20 protein-coding genes are annotated in these 20060 nt (G+C 62.1%); 16 read left to right on the forward strand and 4 right to left on the reverse strand.

The genetic code is table 11. The annotated features are described in order from the left end of the window. Window positions 1-149: 149 nt before the first annotated feature. Together SM130_RS19175 and SM130_RS19180 are read right to left on the reverse strand one after the other, a co-directional pair. Complete coding sequence (locus SM130_RS19175; protein ID WP_102826264.1) at window positions 150-896, reverse strand: LytR/AlgR family response regulator transcription factor; 747 nt, start codon at window positions 894-896, stop codon at window positions 150-152. Next, on the reverse strand, window positions 893-1951 hold the full coding sequence (locus SM130_RS19180) for a sensor histidine kinase (RefSeq protein WP_102826265.1): 1059 nt from the start codon (window positions 1949-1951) through the stop codon (window positions 893-895). Before SM130_RS19180 ends, SM130_RS19175 begins: the two co-directional genes overlap by 4 nt. Window positions 1952-2157: 206 nt before the next feature. Between SM130_RS19180 and argH the strand changes: the two genes are divergently transcribed. The 12 genes from argH to SM130_RS19240 all read left to right on the forward strand — a co-directional run bounded on the left by argH (window position 2158) and on the right by SM130_RS19240 (window position 15813). Beyond that, window positions 2158-3552 carry an argininosuccinate lyase gene (gene argH / locus SM130_RS19185; protein ID WP_102826266.1) on the forward strand — a complete coding sequence of 465 codons (1395 nt, stop codon included), beginning with the start codon at window positions 2158-2160 and terminating at the stop codon, window positions 3550-3552. A gap of 53 nt (window positions 3553-3605) precedes the next feature. Continuing rightward, entirely contained in the window at window positions 3606-4094 is a 489-nt protein-coding gene (locus tag SM130_RS19190) for an adenylate kinase (RefSeq protein ID WP_336442540.1), read from the forward strand. A 22-nt stretch (window positions 4095-4116) separates the two neighbouring features. Next, window positions 4117-4596, forward strand: a complete 480-nt coding sequence (locus SM130_RS19195) for a GNAT family N-acetyltransferase (protein ID WP_102826268.1) — start codon at window positions 4117-4119, stop codon at window positions 4594-4596. A 41-nt stretch (window positions 4597-4637) separates the two neighbouring features. After that, window positions 4638-5783 (forward strand): NnrS family protein, encoded by a 1146-nt coding sequence (locus tag SM130_RS19200; protein WP_102826269.1) that lies wholly within the window; start codon window positions 4638-4640, stop codon window positions 5781-5783. 91 nt (window positions 5784-5874) lie between these two features. After that, complete coding sequence (locus SM130_RS19205; protein WP_102826270.1) at window positions 5875-6402, forward strand: hypothetical protein; 528 nt, start codon at window positions 5875-5877, stop codon at window positions 6400-6402. A gap of 62 nt (window positions 6403-6464) precedes the next feature. Then, entirely contained in the window at window positions 6465-6926 is a 462-nt protein-coding gene (locus tag SM130_RS19210) for a hypothetical protein (protein ID WP_102826271.1), read from the forward strand. A gap of 78 nt (window positions 6927-7004) precedes the next feature. Further along, window positions 7005-7250, forward strand: a complete 246-nt coding sequence (locus tag SM130_RS19215; RefSeq protein ID WP_015278419.1) for a TIGR02647 family protein — start codon at window positions 7005-7007, stop codon at window positions 7248-7250. Between the two features lie 151 nt (window positions 7251-7401). Further along, a complete protein-coding gene (locus tag SM130_RS19220; protein WP_102826272.1) occupies window positions 7402-10224 on the forward strand; it encodes a class I adenylate cyclase in 2823 nt (940 codons plus the stop codon). A gap of 86 nt (window positions 10225-10310) precedes the next feature. Then, window positions 10311-10817, forward strand: coding sequence for a sigma-70 family RNA polymerase sigma factor (locus SM130_RS19225; RefSeq protein WP_102826273.1), 507 nt, complete (start codon window positions 10311-10313; stop codon window positions 10815-10817). 58 nt (window positions 10818-10875) lie between these two features. Next, window positions 10876-11796 (forward strand): FecR family protein, encoded by a 921-nt coding sequence (locus SM130_RS19230; protein WP_102826274.1) that lies wholly within the window; start codon window positions 10876-10878, stop codon window positions 11794-11796. A gap of 100 nt (window positions 11797-11896) precedes the next feature. Continuing rightward, entirely contained in the window at window positions 11897-14698 is a 2802-nt protein-coding gene (locus SM130_RS19235; protein ID WP_181019289.1) for a TonB-dependent receptor, read from the forward strand. Continuing rightward, complete coding sequence (locus SM130_RS19240) at window positions 14698-15813, forward strand: cytochrome-c peroxidase (RefSeq protein WP_342369059.1); 1116 nt, start codon at window positions 14698-14700, stop codon at window positions 15811-15813. Before SM130_RS19235 ends, SM130_RS19240 begins: the two co-directional genes overlap by 1 nt. A 166-nt stretch (window positions 15814-15979) precedes the next feature. Here the strand turns inward: SM130_RS19240 and rnk are convergent, their stop codons facing one another. Together rnk and cyaY are read right to left on the reverse strand one after the other, a co-directional pair. Continuing rightward, window positions 15980-16384, reverse strand: a complete 405-nt coding sequence (gene rnk, locus SM130_RS19245; protein ID WP_015278422.1) for a nucleoside diphosphate kinase regulator — start codon at window positions 16382-16384, stop codon at window positions 15980-15982. A gap of 161 nt (window positions 16385-16545) precedes the next feature. Further along, entirely contained in the window at window positions 16546-16878 is a 333-nt protein-coding gene (cyaY, locus tag SM130_RS19250) for an iron donor protein CyaY (protein ID WP_102826275.1), read from the reverse strand. A 188-nt stretch (window positions 16879-17066) separates the two neighbouring features. On the opposite strand from cyaY, the gene lptM reads away from it, so the two are divergent. From lptM to SM130_RS19270, 4 genes are read left to right on the forward strand one after another with little or no spacing between them, the layout of a single operon-like run. Beyond that, window positions 17067-17207 (forward strand): LPS translocon maturation chaperone LptM, encoded by a 141-nt coding sequence (gene lptM, locus SM130_RS19255; protein WP_102826276.1) that lies wholly within the window; start codon window positions 17067-17069, stop codon window positions 17205-17207. A gap of 12 nt (window positions 17208-17219) precedes the next feature. Then, entirely contained in the window at window positions 17220-18467 is a 1248-nt protein-coding gene (lysA, locus tag SM130_RS19260) for a diaminopimelate decarboxylase (RefSeq protein ID WP_102826277.1), read from the forward strand. 10 nt (window positions 18468-18477) lie between these two features. Then, the gene (gene dapF, locus SM130_RS19265; RefSeq protein WP_102826278.1) at window positions 18478-19308 is read left to right on the forward strand and encodes a diaminopimelate epimerase; all 831 of its coding nucleotides are present in this window, start codon (window positions 18478-18480) and stop codon (window positions 19306-19308) included. Beyond that, window positions 19305-20000 carry a DUF484 family protein gene (locus tag SM130_RS19270; protein WP_102826279.1) on the forward strand — a complete coding sequence of 232 codons (696 nt, stop codon included), beginning with the start codon at window positions 19305-19307 and terminating at the stop codon, window positions 19998-20000. Before dapF ends, SM130_RS19270 begins: the two co-directional genes overlap by 4 nt. The last annotated feature ends 60 nt before the right edge of the window (window positions 20001-20060 follow it).

Genomic DNA, 20060 nt, shown 5'->3' on the forward strand with positions numbered 1-20060 from the left:
TGAATTGCCGGCGATGATAACAGGCCGGACAACCAGCCTGGGTTGGCCGGAATCAAGTAAAGGGCGGGTACGACAGCCAGCCAAATCCGCAGCAATGGGCTGGCCAGCCACGATGGCCGGCAAGCGCCAACGCGGCGGGCAGCGTTGCTTCAGAGGTGCTGCATCAGCTTGCGCACACCGGCCACATGGCGCCGGCTCACGGTCAATGCTTCACCTTCGAGCCCCTTGAGGAACAGCTGGAAGTGCCCGAGCGGCGTGCGCTGCAGGCGCTCGATCCGATCACGGAACACCAGCGCATTGCGGTGGATGCGCACAAAGCGCTCGCCGAACTCGTCTTCCAGTGACTTCAGCGGCTCGTCCAGCAGCACCTCACCCCCAACGTGGCGGAGGGTGACGTACTTGTGGTCGGCAATGAAATAGATCACGTGATCCAACGGAATCAGCTCAATGCCCTTGCGGGTACGCGCACTGATATGACTGCGCGGTCCGGCACCGGATACCGCCGCCGGCCGAGTCAAGGCAGCGAGCTGCACACGGTTGGGCCGCTCGGCCTTCTTCAAGGCCTCGGAGAGGTGTTCCGGGCGCACCGGTTTGACCAGGTAGCCAACCGCGCTGACCTGGAACGCCTCCAAGGCAAATTCATCATGGGCAGTACAGAAAATCACCGCTGGCGGCGCATCCGTCTCGCAAAGTTTGGCGGCAACCTGCAGGCCATCGAGCCCGGGCATGCGGATATCCAGCAGCACGACATCGGGGCGCATTTCCTCGATCAGCGTCAGCGCTTCTTCGCCATTGCTGGCAGCAGGCTCGAGGACACGATAGCCGTCGAGATCACCTACCAGTCGGCTGAGGCGCTCGCGGGCTAGAGGTTCGTCATCGACAATCAGGACATTCATATAGATCTGGCTTCCTGCGTTTGTCTCGCACATGGATAGCGTAGACATGTGTAATGGCGGCCTTCACGGCGCTCCACGCTGAGACTCGCTAGCGGACCGAAAAGTGCCGCTAATCGTGCGTCGATGTTCTGCAAGCCCTGGCGCGTTCCGCGAGAAGCCTGCGTTTGAGCGGCTTCGTCGAACGGGTTGCTGACCACCAACTGAAACACGCCGCCGACATAATCGGCGGTTACGCTGACGACTCCTCCCTCGATACGTGGCTGAATGCCATAGACCAGCGCATTTTCCAGCAGCGGCTGCAGCGTGAGCTGCGGAATCGGCAGATCGTCCGGTACGCCGTCGACCTGCCAGTCCATCTGTAGACGATCGCCCAGCCGGTACTGTTCGATCGACAGGTAACGACGCGACAGCTCCAACTCGTCGCGCCAGGCCACCAACGTGCCGGGACGCGCCAGGCTCGCCCGAAAAAGATCGGACAAATCCAGCACGGCCTGTTCGGCCTTCACCGGATCGCTCGCCACCAGCGCGGCAATGCTGTTGAGGCTGTTGAACAGAAAATGCGGTCGGATACGCGCTTGCAGCGACTCGATCCGAGCCCGCAGTTCAGCCTGCTCCTGACGGCGCCATTGGCTCTGCAGATAGAAATAGCGTAGCAGCAACCCCGACATGATCAGGCTGATCAACGCATGTCGCAGGTAGAGATTGACCTCTCCGTCGCGTGAGAGCGGGCCACCGAGCTGGTAGATATCGGCCACCGCTGTGCAGGCCAGGGTCAATCCGACCACCAGCGCACAACAGATCAGCCCGGCAAACGCGGCGCGCAGCCGCGCCAACAAGGGCCTCAACAAGCACATGGTGCCGGCCGAGAGCAGCACGATCCACTGCACGAAAAGCGAGGTCAGCGCCAGACGCATCCAGTTGAAGCTGGGCTGCATCGGCTCGGCCAGCACCAGCACGAACACCAGTAGCTCGGCGAGCAGCACCAAGCCAAGCAAGGCCTCGGGCTGGCACAGTTCGGGGACGAAAAAGTCATCGGATACGGCAGTGGGTTTCACGCGCTTCAGCCTGTGGATTTACCTGCCCGGCAGTTTCCTTGCACGCCCGGACAACGGCAAGTCGGGTGCCGATCAGCCAGGGGGAATAATCCGGAATTGCCAGCCAGCGCACCCTTCGGCGCAAGGCGCGACGTACCCGACAGCTGCGCCATCCCCTGTTATCATCGCCGCCTTTCCTCAGCCTTCGGATTTCAGCGAGCGCATACATGAGCACCGACAAGACCAACCAGTCCTGGGGCGGCCGCTTCAGCGAGCCCGTCGACGCCTTCGTCGCCCGATTCACCGCCTCCGTCGAGTTCGACAAGCGCCTGTACCGCCACGACATCATGGGCTCCATCGCCCACGCGACGATGCTGGCCAAAGCCGGTGTGCTGACCGATGCCGAACGTGACGAGATCGTCGCCAACCTGAAGGACATTCAGCGCGAAATCGAAGCTGGGACTTTCGACTGGCGCGTCGACCTGGAAGACGTGCACATGAACATCGAAGCACGCCTGACCGATCGCATCGGCGTGACCGGTAAAAAGCTGCACACAGGCCGCTCGCGCAATGACCAAGTCGCTACCGATATTCGCCTATGGCTGCGCGACGAAATCGATTTGATCCTCAACGAAATCACCCGCCTGCAGGAGGGTTTGCTGGGCCTCACAGAAGCTGAAGCGGACACCATCATGCCCGGTTTCACCCACCTGCAGACCGCGCAGCCGGTAACCTTCGGCCACCACCTTATGGCCTGGTTCGAAATGCTTTCACGCGATCATGAGCGCCTGGTCGATTGCCGCAAGCGCACCAACCGCATGCCGCTGGGCTCGGCTGCACTGGCGGGTACCACCTATCCGATACAACGCGAGATCACCTGCGAACTGCTAGGTTTCGAGGCGATCTCCGGCAACTCACTGGACGGCGTCTCCGACCGTGACTTCGCCATCGAATTCTGCGCCGCCGCGTCCGTGGCAATGATGCACCTGTCTCGTTTCTCCGAAGAGCTGGTGCTCTGGACCAGTGCGCAGTTCCAGTTCATCGACCTGCCCGACCGCTTCTGCACCGGCTCCTCGATCATGCCGCAAAAGAAGAACCCGGACGTACCGGAGCTGGTGCGTGGCAAAACCGGCCGCGTATTTGGCGCGCTCGCTGGCTTGCTCGTGCTGATGAAGGGCCAGCCGCTGGCCTACAACAAGGACAATCAGGAAGACAAGGAGCCGTTGTTCGACGCCGCCGACACCCTGCGTGACAGCCTGCGCGCATTCGCCGACATGGTTCCCGCGATCAAACCCAAGCGCGAGATCATGCGCGAAGCGGCGCTGCGTGGCTTCTCCACCGCGACGGACCTGGCCGACTATCTGGTACGCAAGGGCCTGCCGTTCCGCGACTGCCACGAAATCGTCGGCCATGCGGTGAAATACGGCTTACAGACCGGCAAGGACCTGGCCGAGATGAGCCTGGACGAGCTGCGCCAGTTCAGCGATCAGATCAGCGATGACGTGTTCGCCGTGCTAACGCTGGAAGGCTCGGTGAACGCCCGTGATCATATCGGCGGCACCGCACCGAATCAGGTGCGCGCTGCGGTCAAGCGTGGCCAGGCATTGCTCGCTTCGCGATGATCGTACCCGGCCGATGCATTTCGGTGGTTGGCTGTTCGGGTGCCGGCAAGACCATGCTGTCGCGCCGTCTGGCGCAGCAGCTCGGTTATCGCCATATCGAGCTGGATTCGCTGTTTCATCAGCCAGACTGGCAGCCGCTGCCCACCGAGCAATTTCAGCAGGCAACCCGTGACGCGCTGCAGGGCGACAGCTGGGTCGCAGAAGGCAACTACTCGGCCGTGCGCCCGCTGATACGAGAACGTTCGGACATGGTGATCTGGCTGGATCTGCCACGCCACAAGGTGATGCGCCAAGTCATCTGGCGCACCCTGCGGCGCCTGGCCTGCCGGGAGGAATTGTGGAATGGCAACCGCGAACGCTGGCGCAATTTATTCAAGCTGAATCCGCGCCAATCCATCCTGGCCTGGTCATGGACGCGCCACCCGGTGTACCGGCAGCGTTATTCCGAGGAAATGCGTAACGCACCGCCATCCTGCCGATACCTGCGCCTGGATTCACGGCAGGCCGTCGATGCCTTTCTGGCAGACCTGCCGTCCCGTTAAACCTTCTTGAGGGCTTGCCGCAATGTCCCTGAACATTCGCCCGGCAGTACGCGCAGACGCCGCACTGATCCTACGCTTCATCACCGATCTGGCCATCTACGAGAAGGCCGAGCATGAGGTAAAGACCGATGTCGCTGGCATCGAGAACAGCCTGTTCGCCGAGGACGGCACCGCCCATGGTTTGATCTGCGAGCTGGACGGCGAGCCCATCGGCTATGCGGTGTACTTCTTCAACTACTCGACCTGGCTCGGCAAGCACGGCCTGTATCTGGAAGACCTGTATGTCACTCCGCAGCAGCGCGGCGTAGGCGCTGGCAAGGCGCTGCTGCGCCATCTGGCCAAACTGGCAGTGGCGCGCGATTGCGGTCGCTTCGAATGGTCGGTGCTGGACTGGAATCAGCCGGCCATCGACTTCTACGACTCCATCGGCGCCAAGCCCCAGAACGAGTGGATCAGCTACCGTCTTACCGGCGACGCGCTGCAAGATTTCGCAGCAGGTTGATCAACCGTTCAAGCACGTCTGCCTCAGATTCCGGAGAAGCGATGCAGCCGCGCAAACCTCGCCTGCCCTTTGCCAACGCCTGGCTCTTCCCAGCGGCGACGTTGTATGCGGCGTTCCTGCTGCCCTGGTCGGTCCTCACTCTGCTTGGACTGGTCCCCGCCCTGCCCGGACTGGCGACATCCTCCGGTCACGCCCATGAAATGCTGTTCGGCTTCGCCCTGGCGGTGGTCGCCGGCTATCTGCTCGGCCCGCAGCCACTGTGTTTTACCCTGATATTGCTTGGCTGCTGGGCATTGGCGCGCGTGAGTTTTCTGCTTTGGCCGGGTTCCTGGCTGGCGCTGGCGAGCGCCGCCGCCTTTGCCGGCGCCCTAGCCTGGAAAGTATTGCCACGCTTTTTCGGCGCGGCAAAGAAGTGGCGCAACCAGACGGTCGCGCCGGCGGTTGCTGGGCTCGGGCTGCTCAGCGCGATCGCCAGCAGCGGCTTCGGCGCCGAAATCGATCGTCTCGCCCTACTGCAAACCCTGCTGCTGCTTGCCACCTTGATGTTCTTCATGGGCGGACGAATCATCGCGCCGGCGATCGCCGGCTATGCGCAGAGCCAGGGCTGGCGACTGGACGCCCGAGTCCAACCGCATATCGAGGGTGCAGTGCTGATCCTGCTCGGGCTCGCACTGCTGTTGAATCTGCTGCCCTGGCCGCTCGCCCAGCAACTGACCGCTGCCGTACTGATCAGCGCCGGCGCGCTCACGACCATCCGCCTACTGCGCTGGCAGCCGTGGCGCTGCGCTCGCCCGGACCTGCTGATCCTGCTGCTCGGCTATGCCTGGCTCGCGCTCGGGCTGCTACTTTTCGGTCTGGCCACAGTGCTGCCGCGATTGCCGCTCAGTGCGACGCTGCATGCGCTGAGCGTCGGCGCACTGGGCAGCCTGACCTTCGCGGTGATGGCGCGCACGCGATTGATCTACCGTTTTCGCGATCCCGCGGAGCAAAGCCGGATTCAAGCCATGGCGCTGCTGATCAGCCTGGCTGCGCTGGCGCGCGTGCTGCCGACGTTGCTGGATCGACGACCAGGCTGGCTGCTACTCGCCGCAGGCTGCTGGTCATTGGCCTTTCTGGCGTTGGCACTGCTGCTCTGGCGTTGTCGTGATGTGCACCCGGACAGCGCCCGCGGCAGCGCCGACCGCTAAGTCATCAACCGGAACTCTCGGGCATTACGCTTGACCTACATGCAGCCGGCGGCGAATTGCAGCCGCGCCTCTCGCACTCATCGAGGCCTGCATGACTGACCTGCGCACCCTGCTGCTGAACCAGGACACCCAGGGCGCCGAGCTCTTCGACTCGCCCAAGGAGCGACTGATGTTCTACCGCTCTGAAATTCACTTCGAATCGTCACTACTGGCCGAACGCACCAGCGCCTACTTGTCGTCGCAGTCGTTTCTGATGATCGCCTTCGCCTCCTCGATGGCCAACAGCAACCCCGAATGGGGCGACCTGTTCCGCCTCGTAGTACCGGCGATCCTCTCGGTGCTGGGGCTTATTACCTCGCTCCACGCCATGCCCGGCATCAAGGCCAATTTCGAAGTCATCGAACGCTGGCACCAGAAGCAGGCCGAACTGCTGCAGCTCGAAGGCCGCGTGGGGATGCTGCCAAACAACGAGTCGGCGCTGTTCGGCGAGGGCAACAGCCCGGTCGGCGGCCATCGCTACAAGCGCACCCTGCTGTTCTCGCTGCGCACGCCGATCATCTTTTCCCTGGTCTGGAGCGCATTCGGCCTGCTGTGCCTGGCACTGAGCTTCATGGACTGACGCCGCGCATTGCCTCGGATGCTCGCAAGTGCTTAGCTGGAACCATCCGTACGGAGAACCCCATGCCCGATTCTGACCGCCCCCGTTTTCGCGTCGAGGCGGATCGCCAGAACGCCCATCGGCGGGTACGCTACGTCGAAACCAACCGACCGGATGACGGCAGCTGCACGCTCTGCCAGCTGGACGAGGAAAATCCGGCACCGCTCGACGAGAACCCCGCCATGGCGCAAGACAACCCCAGCAACGAAGAAAACGAAGAAAACGAAGAAAACGAAGCCTTTGCCGAATCCACCCTGATCCAGGCGATCGAGAACCAGCTCGAAGCTGGCGAGCCAGCCGCCGTTCAGGCGACGCTGAACAAGCTCACCCTGGTCGGCTACGAGCGTGATGAATGCCTGCAAATGATGGCGTTGGTCCTGGCGCACGAAATCCACAGCATGCTGGCCGAAGACCGGCCGTTCGACGCCGCCCGCTACGAGGGCATGCTGCGCAAGCTGCCGGAGCTGCCTGAAGCCGCCGAATAAGACTTGGATCAAGGCAGGGCCACTGACAGCATCTACACTCAGCAAACAGGGCATGAGCCCACCATCCGAGGAGCGAGCATGTCGTACACCCCTGAGTTGGTCGCCGAACTGGACGTACTTCGCCAGTTCAATCTGGAAAACCTGCAGGAAGGGCTGAAGGTGCATCACGATGCCAGTCCTTCGACTATCGCTGCCTTTTCACGCCTGCACGCCAAGGGTCTGATCACCCAGGCCGATGGCGGTTATCTCACCAGCCTCGGTCGTGATGCGGCCGAACAAGCGCAAACGCTGCTCACCATCCTGTCGGAAACCGCCACGGCCTGACGTATCAATGCCGTTGCGCTGTGCTTGCCCGGGGTACGGATGAAACCGGCCCTCGGCAACTTGCCTGTTCAATCGACAAGCGCACCACCAGCCTCAAGCCCTGCGTCAATCGGCCGATGTACAGGTGTCAGCTTCGCCTGCACGAACCAGCATGATCCACTCCCAGCATATCCATCCGATTCTCGAAGAAGGCATTGATCGCAAGGTGCTGGCCACGCTGCGCGCGCGTTTTCTCGCGGTTAACAGCGCACGCCTGGAGCGCACGCTGCAGGCCATGTCCACGCGACAGCAGCAGGTTCTCCGGCTTCTGCCTTTGCTGTTCCACGTCAATCATCCGATCCTGCCAGGCTATGTTTCGGCAACCACGCCTGCCGGGCTCGCCAATTTCGAACCGGATGCCGAGCTGCTGGCCGAAGCACAACGCCTGACCCGCTCGTTCGCCTATAAACCGGTGCGCGGGAAATCACCGCAGCCGATCCTCGGCCTGTTTCTGATGGGCAGCCTGGGCACCGTGGCACAGGACGAACACAGCGATCTGGACGTCTGGGTTTGCCATGCGCCGGAACTGGACGCTCGACAGACCGCGGAACTGCGCCGTAAATGTGAGCAGCTACAAGCCTGGGCCGAGAGCCAGGGCAGCGAAGCACACTTCTTCCTGGTCGACCCGCAGCGCTTCACTCAGGGCCAACGCGACGCGCAACTGACCTCCGATGACTGCGGCACCACTCAGCATTACCTGCTGCTGGACGAGTTCTACCGCACCGCCCTGTGGCTCGGCGGACGCACGCCGCTGTGGTGGCTGGTGCCCGACTACGAGGAGCACCGCTACGACGAGTACGTGGCAACGCTGCTGGCCAAACGCTTCGTGCGCGGAGACGATGTGCTCGACCTGGGCCACCTCGGTGAAGTGCCACCGGGAGAGTTCGTCGGTGCCGGGCTATGGCAGCTCTACAAGGCCATCAGCGCGCCGTACAAGTCCCTGTTCAAATTACTGCTGGTGGAGGTCTATGCCAGTCGATATCCACAGTTGCGCTGTCTGGCGCTGGATTTCAAACAGGCCATCTATCAGGGCCGAATCGAGCTCAACGAACTTGACCCTTATATCGCGGCCTACCAAGCCATCGAGCGCTATCTGAGTGATCGCGGCGATCCAGAGCGCCTGGAGCTGGCCAGGCGCTGCCTGTATTTGAAGGTCAATCGCCCGCTTAGCCGACCCCCGATCAATCGCAACAAGAGCTGGCAACGCACATTGCTCGAAAACCTGACCCGCGGCTGGCACTGGGACGAGCGGCAGTTGGCGTTACTTGATAACCGTAGCCACTGGAAGGTGCGCCAGGTCAGCCAGGAGCGCCGCGCACTGGTAAACGAACTGACTTACGGTTATCGCTTCCTAAGCGATTTCACCCGTCGCCTGCAGGCGACCAGCCCGCTCACCAGCCGCGATCTCGGTGTACTCGGCCGCCGCCTGTATGCCGCCATCGAACGCAAGGCCGGCAAAGTGGAAGTGGTCAATCTCGGCATCTCGCCAGATATGGCCGAAGACAGCCTGACCCTGGTCCATGACTACGACGCTGCGGGTAACGTGCGCTGGTCGCTCTACCAAGGCCAGCTCACGGCGCAGGAACTGCCTAATTTCGCCCCACTGAAACGCTCCCGCGAACTGGTCGCACTGCTCGCCTGGTGTCATCGCAACGGCATCGTGGACGGCGGCACCCATCTGTCGCTGTTCCCTGGTGATAGCGGCCTCAGCGAAGCGGAGCTGTTCGCAATTTTCAGCGATCTGCGCCGCTCCCTGCCGATGCCCCTGAGTCAGGTCGATGAAGAGGCGCTGCTGGCAGCAAGCAGGCCAAGCCGCATCCTGCTGTTGGTCAATGTGGGAATGGACCCCACCCGGGATATTGCGGGGCTCGCGAACGGAGAGCACTCAAGCCTGATGACCATAGCGCCGGAGAACCTGGTTTTGAGCGTGGATCAGGTCACGTTGAACAGCTGGAACGAGATGCTGGTGACCCGTTTCGAAGGACCGAAGGCGCTCGCCCTGTGCCTGCGCGACTTCCTGGACAGTCTCGAACCCACTGCGTCAGTACCGCTGCTGCAGGTGTTCTGCTTTGCGCGCAATCGCGGGCTGCCCGTTGCCCGGCGAGTCGAGCAGATCTTCGAGGAGGCGCAGCAAAGCGTTTCCGACGCGCCCCGGGGGCGCTACCTGCTACAGATCCGCCAGCATTTCCACATGTTCCAGCGCAGCGCGAACGACCTGCGCCTGACCAACCTGACCGACCGCCCAGCACTGCTTGAGCACCTAGGCGAAGCCCATCATGATTTTAGTCCGCTGCGACTTGATCGTGCGGCGCTGGAGGGTGATGACCTGGCGCTGATGCTTGCGCAGGGGCGCCCGGGCTGCTTGCAGGTGTTCTATCGCGTCGCAGGCGAAACCGCCGAACTCAGCGTACTCGATGAGTGCAACGCGCTATGGCACCAGCAATTTCGCTATCACGACGAACGCACATTGCTGCGCCCACTGATGCGTTTCCTCGAATCGATGCTGTTTCGGCGCAACGCGCAGCAGGCTGGTCAGGTGCCGGAACTGGTCGACACGACGATCCTGTTCTATCGCATTCACTCCGGCCATGGCGCGCAACCAGCGCAGCTCGAACGCCGCCCGCCGCCGCAGGGCGAGATCAATGATCCGTTCTATGATGTGCAGGCGATTGTGGAAGCCGCCGAAGGTGGGCGCTCGCAGGTCACGCTCTACTGCAATCAGCAGGAGTTTTCCGGCCTGGAGTACGGCGCCGAACTCTTTGCCGCCGCGGCGCGCACCATCATCTCGCGCCGACGCGAGAACCAACGTTATCCCTGCTATATAACCGATCTCGATCTCACCGGCCTGCACGGCGGTGGCCGCAGCCAGACGGTGCAATACCTGCGTTACAAGTCACGCCTGGAAGCCGCGCTGAATGCCGCAATAGAATCGTAATGATAACGATTATTAGTTGATACCATTTTGCCTTCACGCTAGGATCGCCCCGCCACCGGCGCATCGCCCCAATCCGAGCATCCAACGTGAACGAGCAAGGCAGCAGAACCGATCTGTTCGTCAACCATCGCAACGCCCTCGTTGATTACGCGGCTCCCATCACTGGCTGCCGAGCCGAAGCAGAGGAAGTCGTGCAGGAGGCCTGGCTCAGATTCAGCCAGACCCAACAAAACCACCTCACCCAGCCGCTGGCCTACCTTTATCGCATCGTGCGCAATCTGGCATTGGACATCGCGCGACGCGCCGGCAATCAGCGACGCGAAGAAGACGCCGAACAGCTGTTCGCGGGGCTGCCGGCCAGTACACCGTCGCCGGAACAGCATCTTTGTCAGCAGGACGAACTGCGCCGGATCGCCGAGGCGCTGGCGCGATTGCCGGAGCGAACCCGCGTGGCATTCGAAATGCACCGCCTGGGCGGTTATACGTTGCAGCAGATCGCTGCTCACCTGGGTATTTCCGTCGGCCTGGCCCACCAACTCGTGCGTACTGCCCTCAGTCACTGCGCAGCGGCACTGGACGACGAGTCATGCTGAAGCGCAATCGACCGATCACGCCGCCCACGAAAGCGACCGAACCTCAGCGGAAGTCGCGATGAGCAATACACCTCGCCAGGACCCTCATTGGAACTCAGCCATGGAGTGGCTGCTTTGGCTGCAGGAATCACCCGATGACCCAGAATTGCGTGCGGCCTGCGAGGCATGGAAGCGCGCGTCACCTGCCAACGCCCGAGCCTGGCAGCGGGCCGCGCGCGTCTGGCATCTCAGCGGCCAGCTGCCATCCTCCAGCCGGAACCGCTGGCCGGGCAGTCGTAGACGTCGATCTGCCGTATTCACAACGGCTGTGGCAGCCTGCCTTGCGCTGCTGATGGTATTGCTGCCAACGCCCCAGGGCGCCATTGATAACCCTCACGGTGGACTGCGCAAGCTGGTGCTGGAGGACGGCAGCCGCATCTGGCTGAAGGGCGGCAGCTCCATTCGGCCACACTTCAACGCGACGCATCGGCAACTGGATCTTCTCGAAGGCGAAATATTCCTCGACGTCACGACTGACCCAGCGCGCCCTTTCATCGTGCATGCCGCTGACAGCAACGTTGAAGTTACCGGCACCGCATTTACGGTCGCCCTTGATGGCACCACGCTAGACGTGGCGGTTGCACACGGTTCGGTTCGGGTCGAGAACCCGCAGCGCGCCACCGTGCTCAAGCAAGGCCAACGCCTGCGGCTGAACACTGATGCGGGCTTGCGCAGACGCACGGCCATAGCCCCGACACATGTTGCAGCCTGGCGCCACGGCCAGCTGATCGCAGCAGACCAGCCGATCAGCGAGGTGGTGGACCAGCTCCGCTCGTACCATCAGGGCTGGATTCTGCTCAGGGACGATAGCCTCGCCGCTGAGCGCGTTACCGGGTTGTACAACCTGAACGATCCCCAAGCCGCTCTCGAAGCCTTGGTCCAGCCACATGGTGGTCGTGTACAGCGCTGGTCACCCTTCGTTTTGGTCATTGATCGCTGAGCACACGATTTATTTTCTGAAAATTCGTCAGCGCCGTTCGTCTAACTGCATGCAACCGATAAGTATTTGCATTTGCAGAATCAAGAAGAAGGAACGATCAGTGAGTCCGCGCGCCCCAGCCCACCACCATCAACCTGTTTTCCAAAGCCTGTTTGGCGCCGCCGTGCTGGCCGGGCTGCTAGCCCATGGACCCGCCGCGGCGGACACAACGCCAGCCTTACAACAGCAGGCGCGGCACTACGATATTCCTTCTCAACCATTGTCCGCAGCGCTGATCGACTTCGGCCAGCAGGCCAACATGCAAGTCAGCGCCGACAGCCGGCTGCTAAGCGACAAATACTCTGGGGCGGTACAGGGCACGCTCACTCTGGAGCTGGCCCTGCAACGTTTACTTGGCGGCACAGGACTGATCTGGCACCTCAGCCCCAACGGCGCACTCAATCTCGAACCGGAACCCTCTCGCGCAGCACCCTCCGAGCGCCCCATGCAATTCGACGACGTCGTCGTACTGGCCGAGCAGCAGCGCAAACAGGGCGATACGGTAATCGACCGGCGCACCATCGAGGCGCTACCTGCGGGCAATGGCGACATCACCAGCCTGCTGCGAACACATCCGAATGTGCAGTTCGATGACAGCCAGTTGAGCAGCAAGACCCCAGGTGAGATCGACCCGGCCGATATCAGCATCAACGGCGCGAAGTACTGGCAGAACCTCTATCTGGTCGATGGCATCAGCATGAACAACGACATCGATCCGGTAGCCGATAACCCGGTGAGCATGACCGATGTGCCCGGCCGCAGTCAGGGCATGGCCCTGGACACTGACCTTCTAGAAGAGATTCGTATCCTCGACAGTAACGTGCCAGCCGCTTTTGGCGGTTTCAATGGCGGTGTGGTCGAGGCCATCACGCGCAAACCGCGCAAGGAACTGCAGGGCAAAGTTTCGCTACAGATGGCGCGGTCGGAATGGACCGAATATCACATCGACGAAACCCAGGAGGAGGACTTTCAGAATTCATCGAGCGCGGCAAACCAACCGGAATTCGACAAGCTGATTACCCGCGGCACATTGGAAGGCCATTTGACCGACAACTTCGGCTTGCTGGCGAACTTCTCGCGGAAAACCTCGACCATCCCGCTCAAAGGCTACAACGGCAACTACAGCACCCCTGAAGAGGGCATGGACAAAGAGCAAAAACGCCAGATCGACAACTACTTCGTCAAGGCCAGCTGGCAAGTGAACGACGCTCTGGAAATGAACCTGAGTCTGACGCACGCGCCGCAGGTCAATGAGTACTTCATCGTCAACGCGCGAGACTCATCGACGCGCATCCAATCCGGCGGCGACATGCTCAACTGGCGCATCGACTGGGAAGGTACGTTGGCCAAGGTCAGCAATACCTTGCTCTGGAATCGCCTGGAGAACTCGCGAGATAGCGAGAAGGACTATTACAAGGGCTGGTACTGGTCGGAAACCACCAACTGGAGCTCCAGCACCCCCACCACCCGGCTCAGCGCCGAGGGGAGCTACGGCGATATCGAACAGCAGCAGACCACCCACGGCTACAAGCTGAACGCGGACTGGACAGCGTTTCGTCTGCTGGGCCTAGACCACCGCATGCAGAGCGGCCTGGAGCTATCGCAACAGAACACCTACTACAAGCGGCTCGAACAGTTCCAGTACGGCTCGCTGCTGCGCGCCACCAGCAGCTGCATCGAGAGCGACTGGTGTTCGATGGGCTATACGCCGAACTTCTCTTCGCCCGCCCAGGCCTTCACCCGTCTGAACACCTATGAAGCCGGCAAGATCGAGTTCGATACCCGCGCCTGGGCTCTGTTTCTACAGGACGAAATGAAGGTCGGCAGGCTGACGCTGCGACCCGGCCTACGCCTGGATGGCGACGACTACATGGAGCAGAAAACCCTCGCTCCGCGCTTCGCCATGGAATTGGACGTGTTCGGCAACGGCCGTACCCGCATCATTGCCGGAGCCAACCGCTACTACGGTCGCAGCATGGGCGCTTACCGCCTATATGACGGACGCGCCGCACTGCAAACCACCCAGACCCGCGCCAACGGCAGCAAGGAGTGGTCCGCACCGATCCGCACAGCCAATGCCAGCAAATTCAGCCAGCTGGACATTCCTTACGATGACGAGCTGACCCTCGGACTGGAGCAGATATGGTGGGACACACGTTTCGCCTTCAAGTACGTCAACCGCAAGGGTCGCGACCAGATCATCCGCACCCAGGGCCGATATCTCGATCAGCCCACCAGCAACCCGAACGAGCTGAGCACCAGCTATTACACCTACGCGAACCTGGGCAGTAGCGAAACCGACGTCTACACGCTGAGTATCGCCCCGCTGCACGATCTCGAACTGCTCGGGACGCGCACCCATGCCGAACTCGCGGTCGACTGGACCGACGTGACGAGCTCGCATGAGGACTACTCGACCGCAGTCAGCGAGGCACTACTGGAAGATCCGCTGATCCAGTACGACGGCGCAATCATGCGCTACTCCGAGCGTCCGGCGGACAACTTCAATCGCCCCTGGACGGTACGCCTGACCACCATCACCGACATTCCGCAGCTGAACCTCAGCTGGAGCAATTTCCTCCGTTACCGGGATGGCTATCGTCGCATCGCCGATACGGGCCAGAACACGCTGCACAACGGCGCGCCAATCGATATCTGGGCAGAACAGGCCTTCGCCGCTGCTCTGGTCTGGGACACGCGCCTGGCCTGGGAACAGCCAACAGGCGGCAGCCAGGCGATCTTCGTCAACCTGGATGTCAGCAATCTGCTGGACGAAGTGGTGGTCAGCTCGGTGACCAGCAGCGGCGTGCCGACCTACGAGATCGGCCGGCAGTTCATGGTCGAAGTCGGCTACCGCTTCTGATGGCGCGCATGGTGGAGTTGCATGCGCTTGGCCTGTTCCTGCTGCTGGCATCGACAACACCGGCAGCCTGCACATTGACGCAAGAGCCGGGCGGGAAACCGGATTACGCCTGCCTGCGGGAAACCTACAGCCGGCCGTCGGCGCAATGGCCGGCGCCCCAGGTGGACGGCGATGTCGCCTGGCAGGAACTGGGGCCGCTGCCCGACCGCGCGCCCTCGCCCCACGGGCAACCCTTTAGCGAAGCCCGCGCCGCACTCGGCGAACAGCTGTTCTTCGATCCGAAACTGTCGCGCTCCGGACAGATTGCCTGCGCATCCTGTCACGAGCCCGATCTCGCCTTCGCCGACGGCCGCAAGGTTTCGTTCGGCCACGACCGCCAGGCGGGACGGCGCAACTCGCCGAGCGTGGTGATGAGCGGCTTCACCCAGCACCCCTTCTGGGATGGCCGGGCGCAGGGTCTGGAAGGACAGGCGCTGATGCCGGTGGTCGACTCGCTGGAGATGGCCTTCAGCATCGAGGAGCTGCTGATGCGCCTGAACGCCGACTCAACCTATCGCGATCGCTTCGCCGCAGTATTCGGCGAAACGACCATCCAGGCCGACATGCTACGTCAGGCGCTGGCCAACTATCAGCGCACGCTGGTGCGCTTCGCCCGCAACACGCGCTTTGAGCGCTTCCTGCGTGGTCAGCACGATGCGCTGGACGACCGCCAACTGCACGGCCTGCATCTGTTCCGCACCAAGGCACGCTGCATGAACTGTCATCACGGCGCTACATTGAGCGATGACCAGTTCCATAACGCCGGCATGACCTATTACGGTCGCAAGTACGAAGATCTGGGGCGCTATGAGGTGACCGGCAAGGTAGAGGATGTGGGTCGGTTCCGTACCCCGTCGCTGCGCCTGGTAAGCAAGACCGGGCCATGGCTACACAACGGCCTGTTCCCTGATCTGATGGGCGTGCTCAATTTCTACAACGTAGGCATGCCCAGGCCAAAACCAACCGCCGCACAGCGGGACGACCCGCTCTTTCCGCAGACGTCGCCGCGCTTCAAGGCACTGAATCTCAGCAGCGATGAGCTAAGCGCCTTACGCAGCTTTCTCGACGCCTTATAAACCAGATGGAAACGCTCGGCTCGGCCGTCATCGGGCAGGGCTCAAGAACGGCAGCAGCTGTCTGCCAGCGATTACGATGCGTTGGATTCATCGCCAGGAAAGATGCTGGCGAGCACTGTTCCCGGCAGCTGGGCTGCCGGGCAACGGAGGGAGCAGGCGCTTAGGGTCAGAACGGATCGCCAGCCGCTTCAGGCTGATACTCGATGGCGAGCAGGGTCAGCTTGATGATCTTGCCGGCCGGGGTTGGCCAGTCGATGTGCTGGCCGACGCTCATGCCCAGCAGCGCGGTGCCGACCGGCGCCAGGACCGATACGGTGCCTTCCTTGCCGGCATCGTGCGGGTAGACCAGCGTCAGGTGATATTCCTTGCCAGTTCCCTCATCGAGGCAATGCACCCGCGAGTTCATGGTCACGACGCCCGCAGGCATCTCGCTGCGTTCCACGATCTGCGCCCGCGACAGTTCCTGCTCGAGCGCTTCGGCAGCCGGACCGTAGTCGTCAAGGCTGTCGAGCAGCCGCTCAAGGCGCTGCAGATCGAGTTGGGTAAGGATGATCGGCGGTGCACTGGTCATGGGTTCTGGCAAGCTCCTGCGAAAAGTTAAAAGACGAAAAAAGCAAAACCCCGCCCGAAGGCGGGGTTTTGTTGACCTGCGAAAGACACTATCACAGCAGCCCGAATAAGCAAGACCCCTGCCTGCAGGCCTCGGATTACAAGGCCTGCAGGTGCTATGAGTCAGATATCCTCGAACTCCATGGCTTCGCCACCCTGCTCCAGCGTCACCCGCGTCAGCAGTTCACCGAGGCGTTCGCCGCTGGCATCGCACAGCCACAGCTGGCTGCCCTCGTCGTAGTCGAAATGAAAGCCGCCGGAGCGAGCCGCGACCCACAACTGACGCAGCGCAGGCTGACGGCTCAGGATCAGCTGGCTACCGTTGGCGAAACGCACAGTCAGCACACCAGCGGAATTTTCCAGGTCGATGTCCATGCTGGTGTCATCGAATACGTCCTCGACACTCTCCTGCACAGCATCGATCAGATCGTGATAACGGGCTTCACTCAGGCTCATGCAACACTTCCTCGAATTGTCCTGCGCGCGACCCTGCCGCACGCGATGGCGGCGAGCTTAGCAGGGGGCGGTCGAATCAAGCGAGCCGCCGGCCAGCATGGCCGCCGTGTGACGTGCTGCTCGCATAGGCAATCCGCTGGGTGCTGGGTATACTCCGGCGATTAGATTTTTCAAGGATTCCAGTCCCCATGAAGCGTCTCCTGCTTCCCTTCATTGCTCTCGCCGTCTTCGCCGCCGCGCTCAGCGGTTGCGGCCAGAAAGGTCCGTTGTACCTACCGGATGACGAGCAAGCCGTCAAAGAACGTTCCAAAGATCGTTTCGAACTCTAAAGGAGGCTGTTCATGGAGGCCTTCTCGTACCGCGACGGTCAACTCTTCGCGGAAGGCGTGGCACTGCCCGCACTTGCGCAACGCTTCGGCACCCCGACCTATGTCTATTCCCGCGCGCACATCGAAGCCCAGTATCGGGCCTATGCCGATGCGCTGGATGGCATGCCACATCTGGTCTGTTTTGCCGTCAAAGCCAATTCCAACCTAGGCGTGCTGAATGTGCTGGCGCGCCTAGGTGCGGGCTTCGATATCGTTTCGCGCGGTGAGCTGGAGCGCGTGCTGGCCGCCGGTGGGCAGCCGGACCGTATCGTCTTCTCCGGCGTTGGCAAGACCCGCGACGACATGCGCCGTGCGCTGGAAGTCGGCGTGCACTGCTTCAACGTGGAATCCACCGATGAGCTGGAGCGCCTGCAGCAGGTCGCCGCCGAGCTCGGCACAAAGGCGCCGGTGTCGCTACGGGTCAATCCAGACGTCGATGCCGGCACCCACCCGTACATTTCCACAGGCCTGAAAGAGAACAAGTTCGGCATCGATATCGACAACGCCGAGACGGCCTATGCCCGTGCAGCCGAGCTGCCGAACCTGGAAGTGGTCGGCGTCGATTGCCACATCGGTTCGCAGCTGACCAGCTTGCCGCCCTTCCTCGATGCCCTCGACCGCCTGCTGGCGTTGGTCGATCGCTTGGCGGAACGCGGCATCCAGATCCGTCACCTGGATCTGGGCGGCGGCCTCGGCGTGCGTTACCGCGACGAGCAGCCACCGCTGGCCGGTGACTACATCCAGGCCGTACGTCAGCGTATCGAAGGCCGCGGGCTGGCGCTGGTGTTCGAACCGGGCCGTTCCATCGTCGCGAATGCCGGCGTATTGCTGACCCGCGTGGAATACCTCAAGCACACCGCGCACAAGGATTTCGCCATCGTCGATGCAGCGATGAACGACCTGATCCGTCCAGCCCTGTATCAGGCCTGGATGAATGTCATCGCGGTGCAACCGCACGAAGGCGATACACGTCGTTACGACATCGTCGGTCCGATCTGCGAAACCGGTGATTTCCTCGCCAAGGATCGTGAGCTGACCCTGGCCGAAGGCGATCTGCTGGCAGTGTGTTCGGCTGGCGCCTACGGCTTCGTCATGAGCTCCAACTACAACACCCGCGGCCGCGCCGCCGAGGTGCTGGTGGACGGTGACCAGGCGTTTGAAGTGCGCCGTCGCGAGAGCGTTCAGGAGCTATACGCCGGCGAAAGCCTGCTGCCCACTTGAGGCCAAGATCATGCTTCTGCGCTTTACCAAGATGCACGGTCTGGGCAACGACTTCATGGTCGTCGACCTGGTCAGCCAGCACGCACACATCCAGCCTAAGCACGCCAAGCAGTGGGGCGACCGCCACACCGGCATCGGCTTCGACCAACTGCTGATCGTCGAACCACCACAGAACCCGGACGTGGATTTTCGCTACCGCATCTTCAATTCCGACGGTTCGGAAGTGGAGCAATGCGGTAACGGCGCGCGCTGCTTCGCCCGCTTCGTGGTCGACAAGCGCCTGACCGTCAAACGCAAGATCAAGGTCGAAACCAAGGGCGGCATGATCGAGCTGGACATCCGCCCCGACGGCCAGATCCGCGTCGACATGGGCCAGCCCCGACTGGTACCGGCCGATATCCCGTTCCAGGCCGAGCAGGAAGGCCTGAGTTACCCACTCGAGGTCGATGGACAGCGCGTCGAGCTGGCCGCCGTGTCGATGGGTAACCCGCATGCGGTGCTGCGTGTCGACAGTGTCGAACAGGCGCCGGTGCATGAGCTGGGACCGCAGATTGAACATCACCCGCGCTTTCCACAACGAGTCAACGTCGGCTTCCTGCAGGTCGTCGACCGCCACCATGCGCGTCTGCGCGTATGGGAACGCGGCGCCGGCGAAACCCAGGCCTGCGGAACCGGGGCCTGCGCTGCCGCGGTAGCCGCCATTCGCCAGGGCTGGATGGATTCGCCAGTACAAATCGACCTGCCTGGTGGCCGTCTGTCCATCGAATGGGCAGGTCCCGGACAGCCGGTTATGATGACCGGCCCCGCCGTTCGCGTATTTGAAGGACAGGTTCGCCTATGACCGACCAGACCCAGGGCAGCATGCCGCTACCCGACGCCGAAGCCGTCGCTGCCTACCTGCGCGCCCATCCGGAATTCTTCGTCGATCACGACGAGCTGATCCCGGAGCTGCGCATCCCCCATCAGCCGGGCGCTGCGGTGTCGCTAGTGGAGCGCCAGGTCAAGTTGCTGCGCGAACGCAACATCGAGATGCGGCATCGTCTGTCGCAGCTGATGGATGTGGCGCGCGACAACGACCGCCTGTTCGACAAGACTCGCCGACTGGTGCTCGACTTGCTCGACGCCGGCAGCCTGGAAGAAGTGGTCAGCGCGGTCGAAGATAGCCTTCGCCATGAGTTTCAGGTCCCTTATGTCAGCCTGATCCTGTTCAGCGACGCCACGCTGCCGGTCGGCCGCTGCGTCAGCACTGGCGAAGCGCAGCAGAGCATCGGCGGGTTGCTCGAAGGTGGCAAGACCATCTGCGGCGTGCTCCGCCCGCATGAGCTGAGCTTTCTATTTGGCGCAGAAGACAGCGGCAGCGTCGGTTCCGCCGCTGTGGTCAGCCTGAACAATCAGCTCGGTGTGCTGGCCATTGGCAGCCCAGACCCGCAACACTACAAGAGTTCGCTGGGCACGCTATTCCTCGGCTATATCGCCGAAGTGCTGACCCGCGTGTTGCCGCGCTTCGGCACCCCGCTGCGCTCGGTACGCTAGACGTAGCGATACGCCGCAAGCTTCGCGCAGCAGGAACAAGGCCGCGCGGCAAGACCAAAG

This window comes from Stutzerimonas stutzeri (genome assembly GCF_038561965.1).
In the GTDB taxonomy this organism is placed as follows: Bacteria; Pseudomonadota; Gammaproteobacteria; order Pseudomonadales; family Pseudomonadaceae; genus Stutzerimonas; species Stutzerimonas stutzeri_AA.

Excerpts from the sequence above, each read along its gene's own strand:
- SM130_RS19175 (WP_102826264.1), bottom strand. The coding sequence starts at position 896 with ATGAATGTCCTGATTGTCGATGACGAACCTCTAGCCCGCGAGCGCCTC.
- argH (WP_102826266.1), top strand. The coding sequence starts at position 2,158 with ATGAGCACCGACAAGACCAACCAGTCCTGGGGCGGCCGCTTCAGCGAG.
- SM130_RS19190 (WP_336442540.1), top strand. The coding sequence starts at position 3,606 with ATGCTGTCGCGCCGTCTGGCGCAGCAGCTCGGTTATCGCCATATCGAG.
- SM130_RS19195 (WP_102826268.1), top strand. The coding sequence starts at position 4,117 with ATGTCCCTGAACATTCGCCCGGCAGTACGCGCAGACGCCGCACTGATC.
- SM130_RS19200 (WP_102826269.1), top strand. The coding sequence starts at position 4,638 with ATGCAGCCGCGCAAACCTCGCCTGCCCTTTGCCAACGCCTGGCTCTTC.
- SM130_RS19205 (WP_102826270.1), top strand. The coding sequence starts at position 5,875 with ATGACTGACCTGCGCACCCTGCTGCTGAACCAGGACACCCAGGGCGCC.
- SM130_RS19210 (WP_102826271.1), top strand. The coding sequence starts at position 6,465 with ATGCCCGATTCTGACCGCCCCCGTTTTCGCGTCGAGGCGGATCGCCAG.
- SM130_RS19215 (WP_015278419.1), top strand. The coding sequence starts at position 7,005 with ATGTCGTACACCCCTGAGTTGGTCGCCGAACTGGACGTACTTCGCCAG.
- SM130_RS19220 (WP_102826272.1), top strand. The coding sequence starts at position 7,402 with ATGATCCACTCCCAGCATATCCATCCGATTCTCGAAGAAGGCATTGAT.
- SM130_RS19230 (WP_102826274.1), top strand. The coding sequence starts at position 10,876 with ATGAGCAATACACCTCGCCAGGACCCTCATTGGAACTCAGCCATGGAG.
- SM130_RS19240 (WP_342369059.1), top strand. The coding sequence starts at position 14,698 with ATGGCGCGCATGGTGGAGTTGCATGCGCTTGGCCTGTTCCTGCTGCTG.
- rnk (WP_015278422.1), bottom strand. The coding sequence starts at position 16,384 with ATGACCAGTGCACCGCCGATCATCCTTACCCAACTCGATCTGCAGCGC.
- cyaY (WP_102826275.1), bottom strand. The coding sequence starts at position 16,878 with ATGAGCCTGAGTGAAGCCCGTTATCACGATCTGATCGATGCTGTGCAG.
- lptM (WP_102826276.1), top strand. The coding sequence starts at position 17,067 with ATGAAGCGTCTCCTGCTTCCCTTCATTGCTCTCGCCGTCTTCGCCGCC.
- lysA (WP_102826277.1), top strand. The coding sequence starts at position 17,220 with ATGGAGGCCTTCTCGTACCGCGACGGTCAACTCTTCGCGGAAGGCGTG.
- dapF (WP_102826278.1), top strand. The coding sequence starts at position 18,478 with ATGCTTCTGCGCTTTACCAAGATGCACGGTCTGGGCAACGACTTCATG.
- SM130_RS19270 (WP_102826279.1), top strand. The coding sequence starts at position 19,305 with ATGACCGACCAGACCCAGGGCAGCATGCCGCTACCCGACGCCGAAGCC.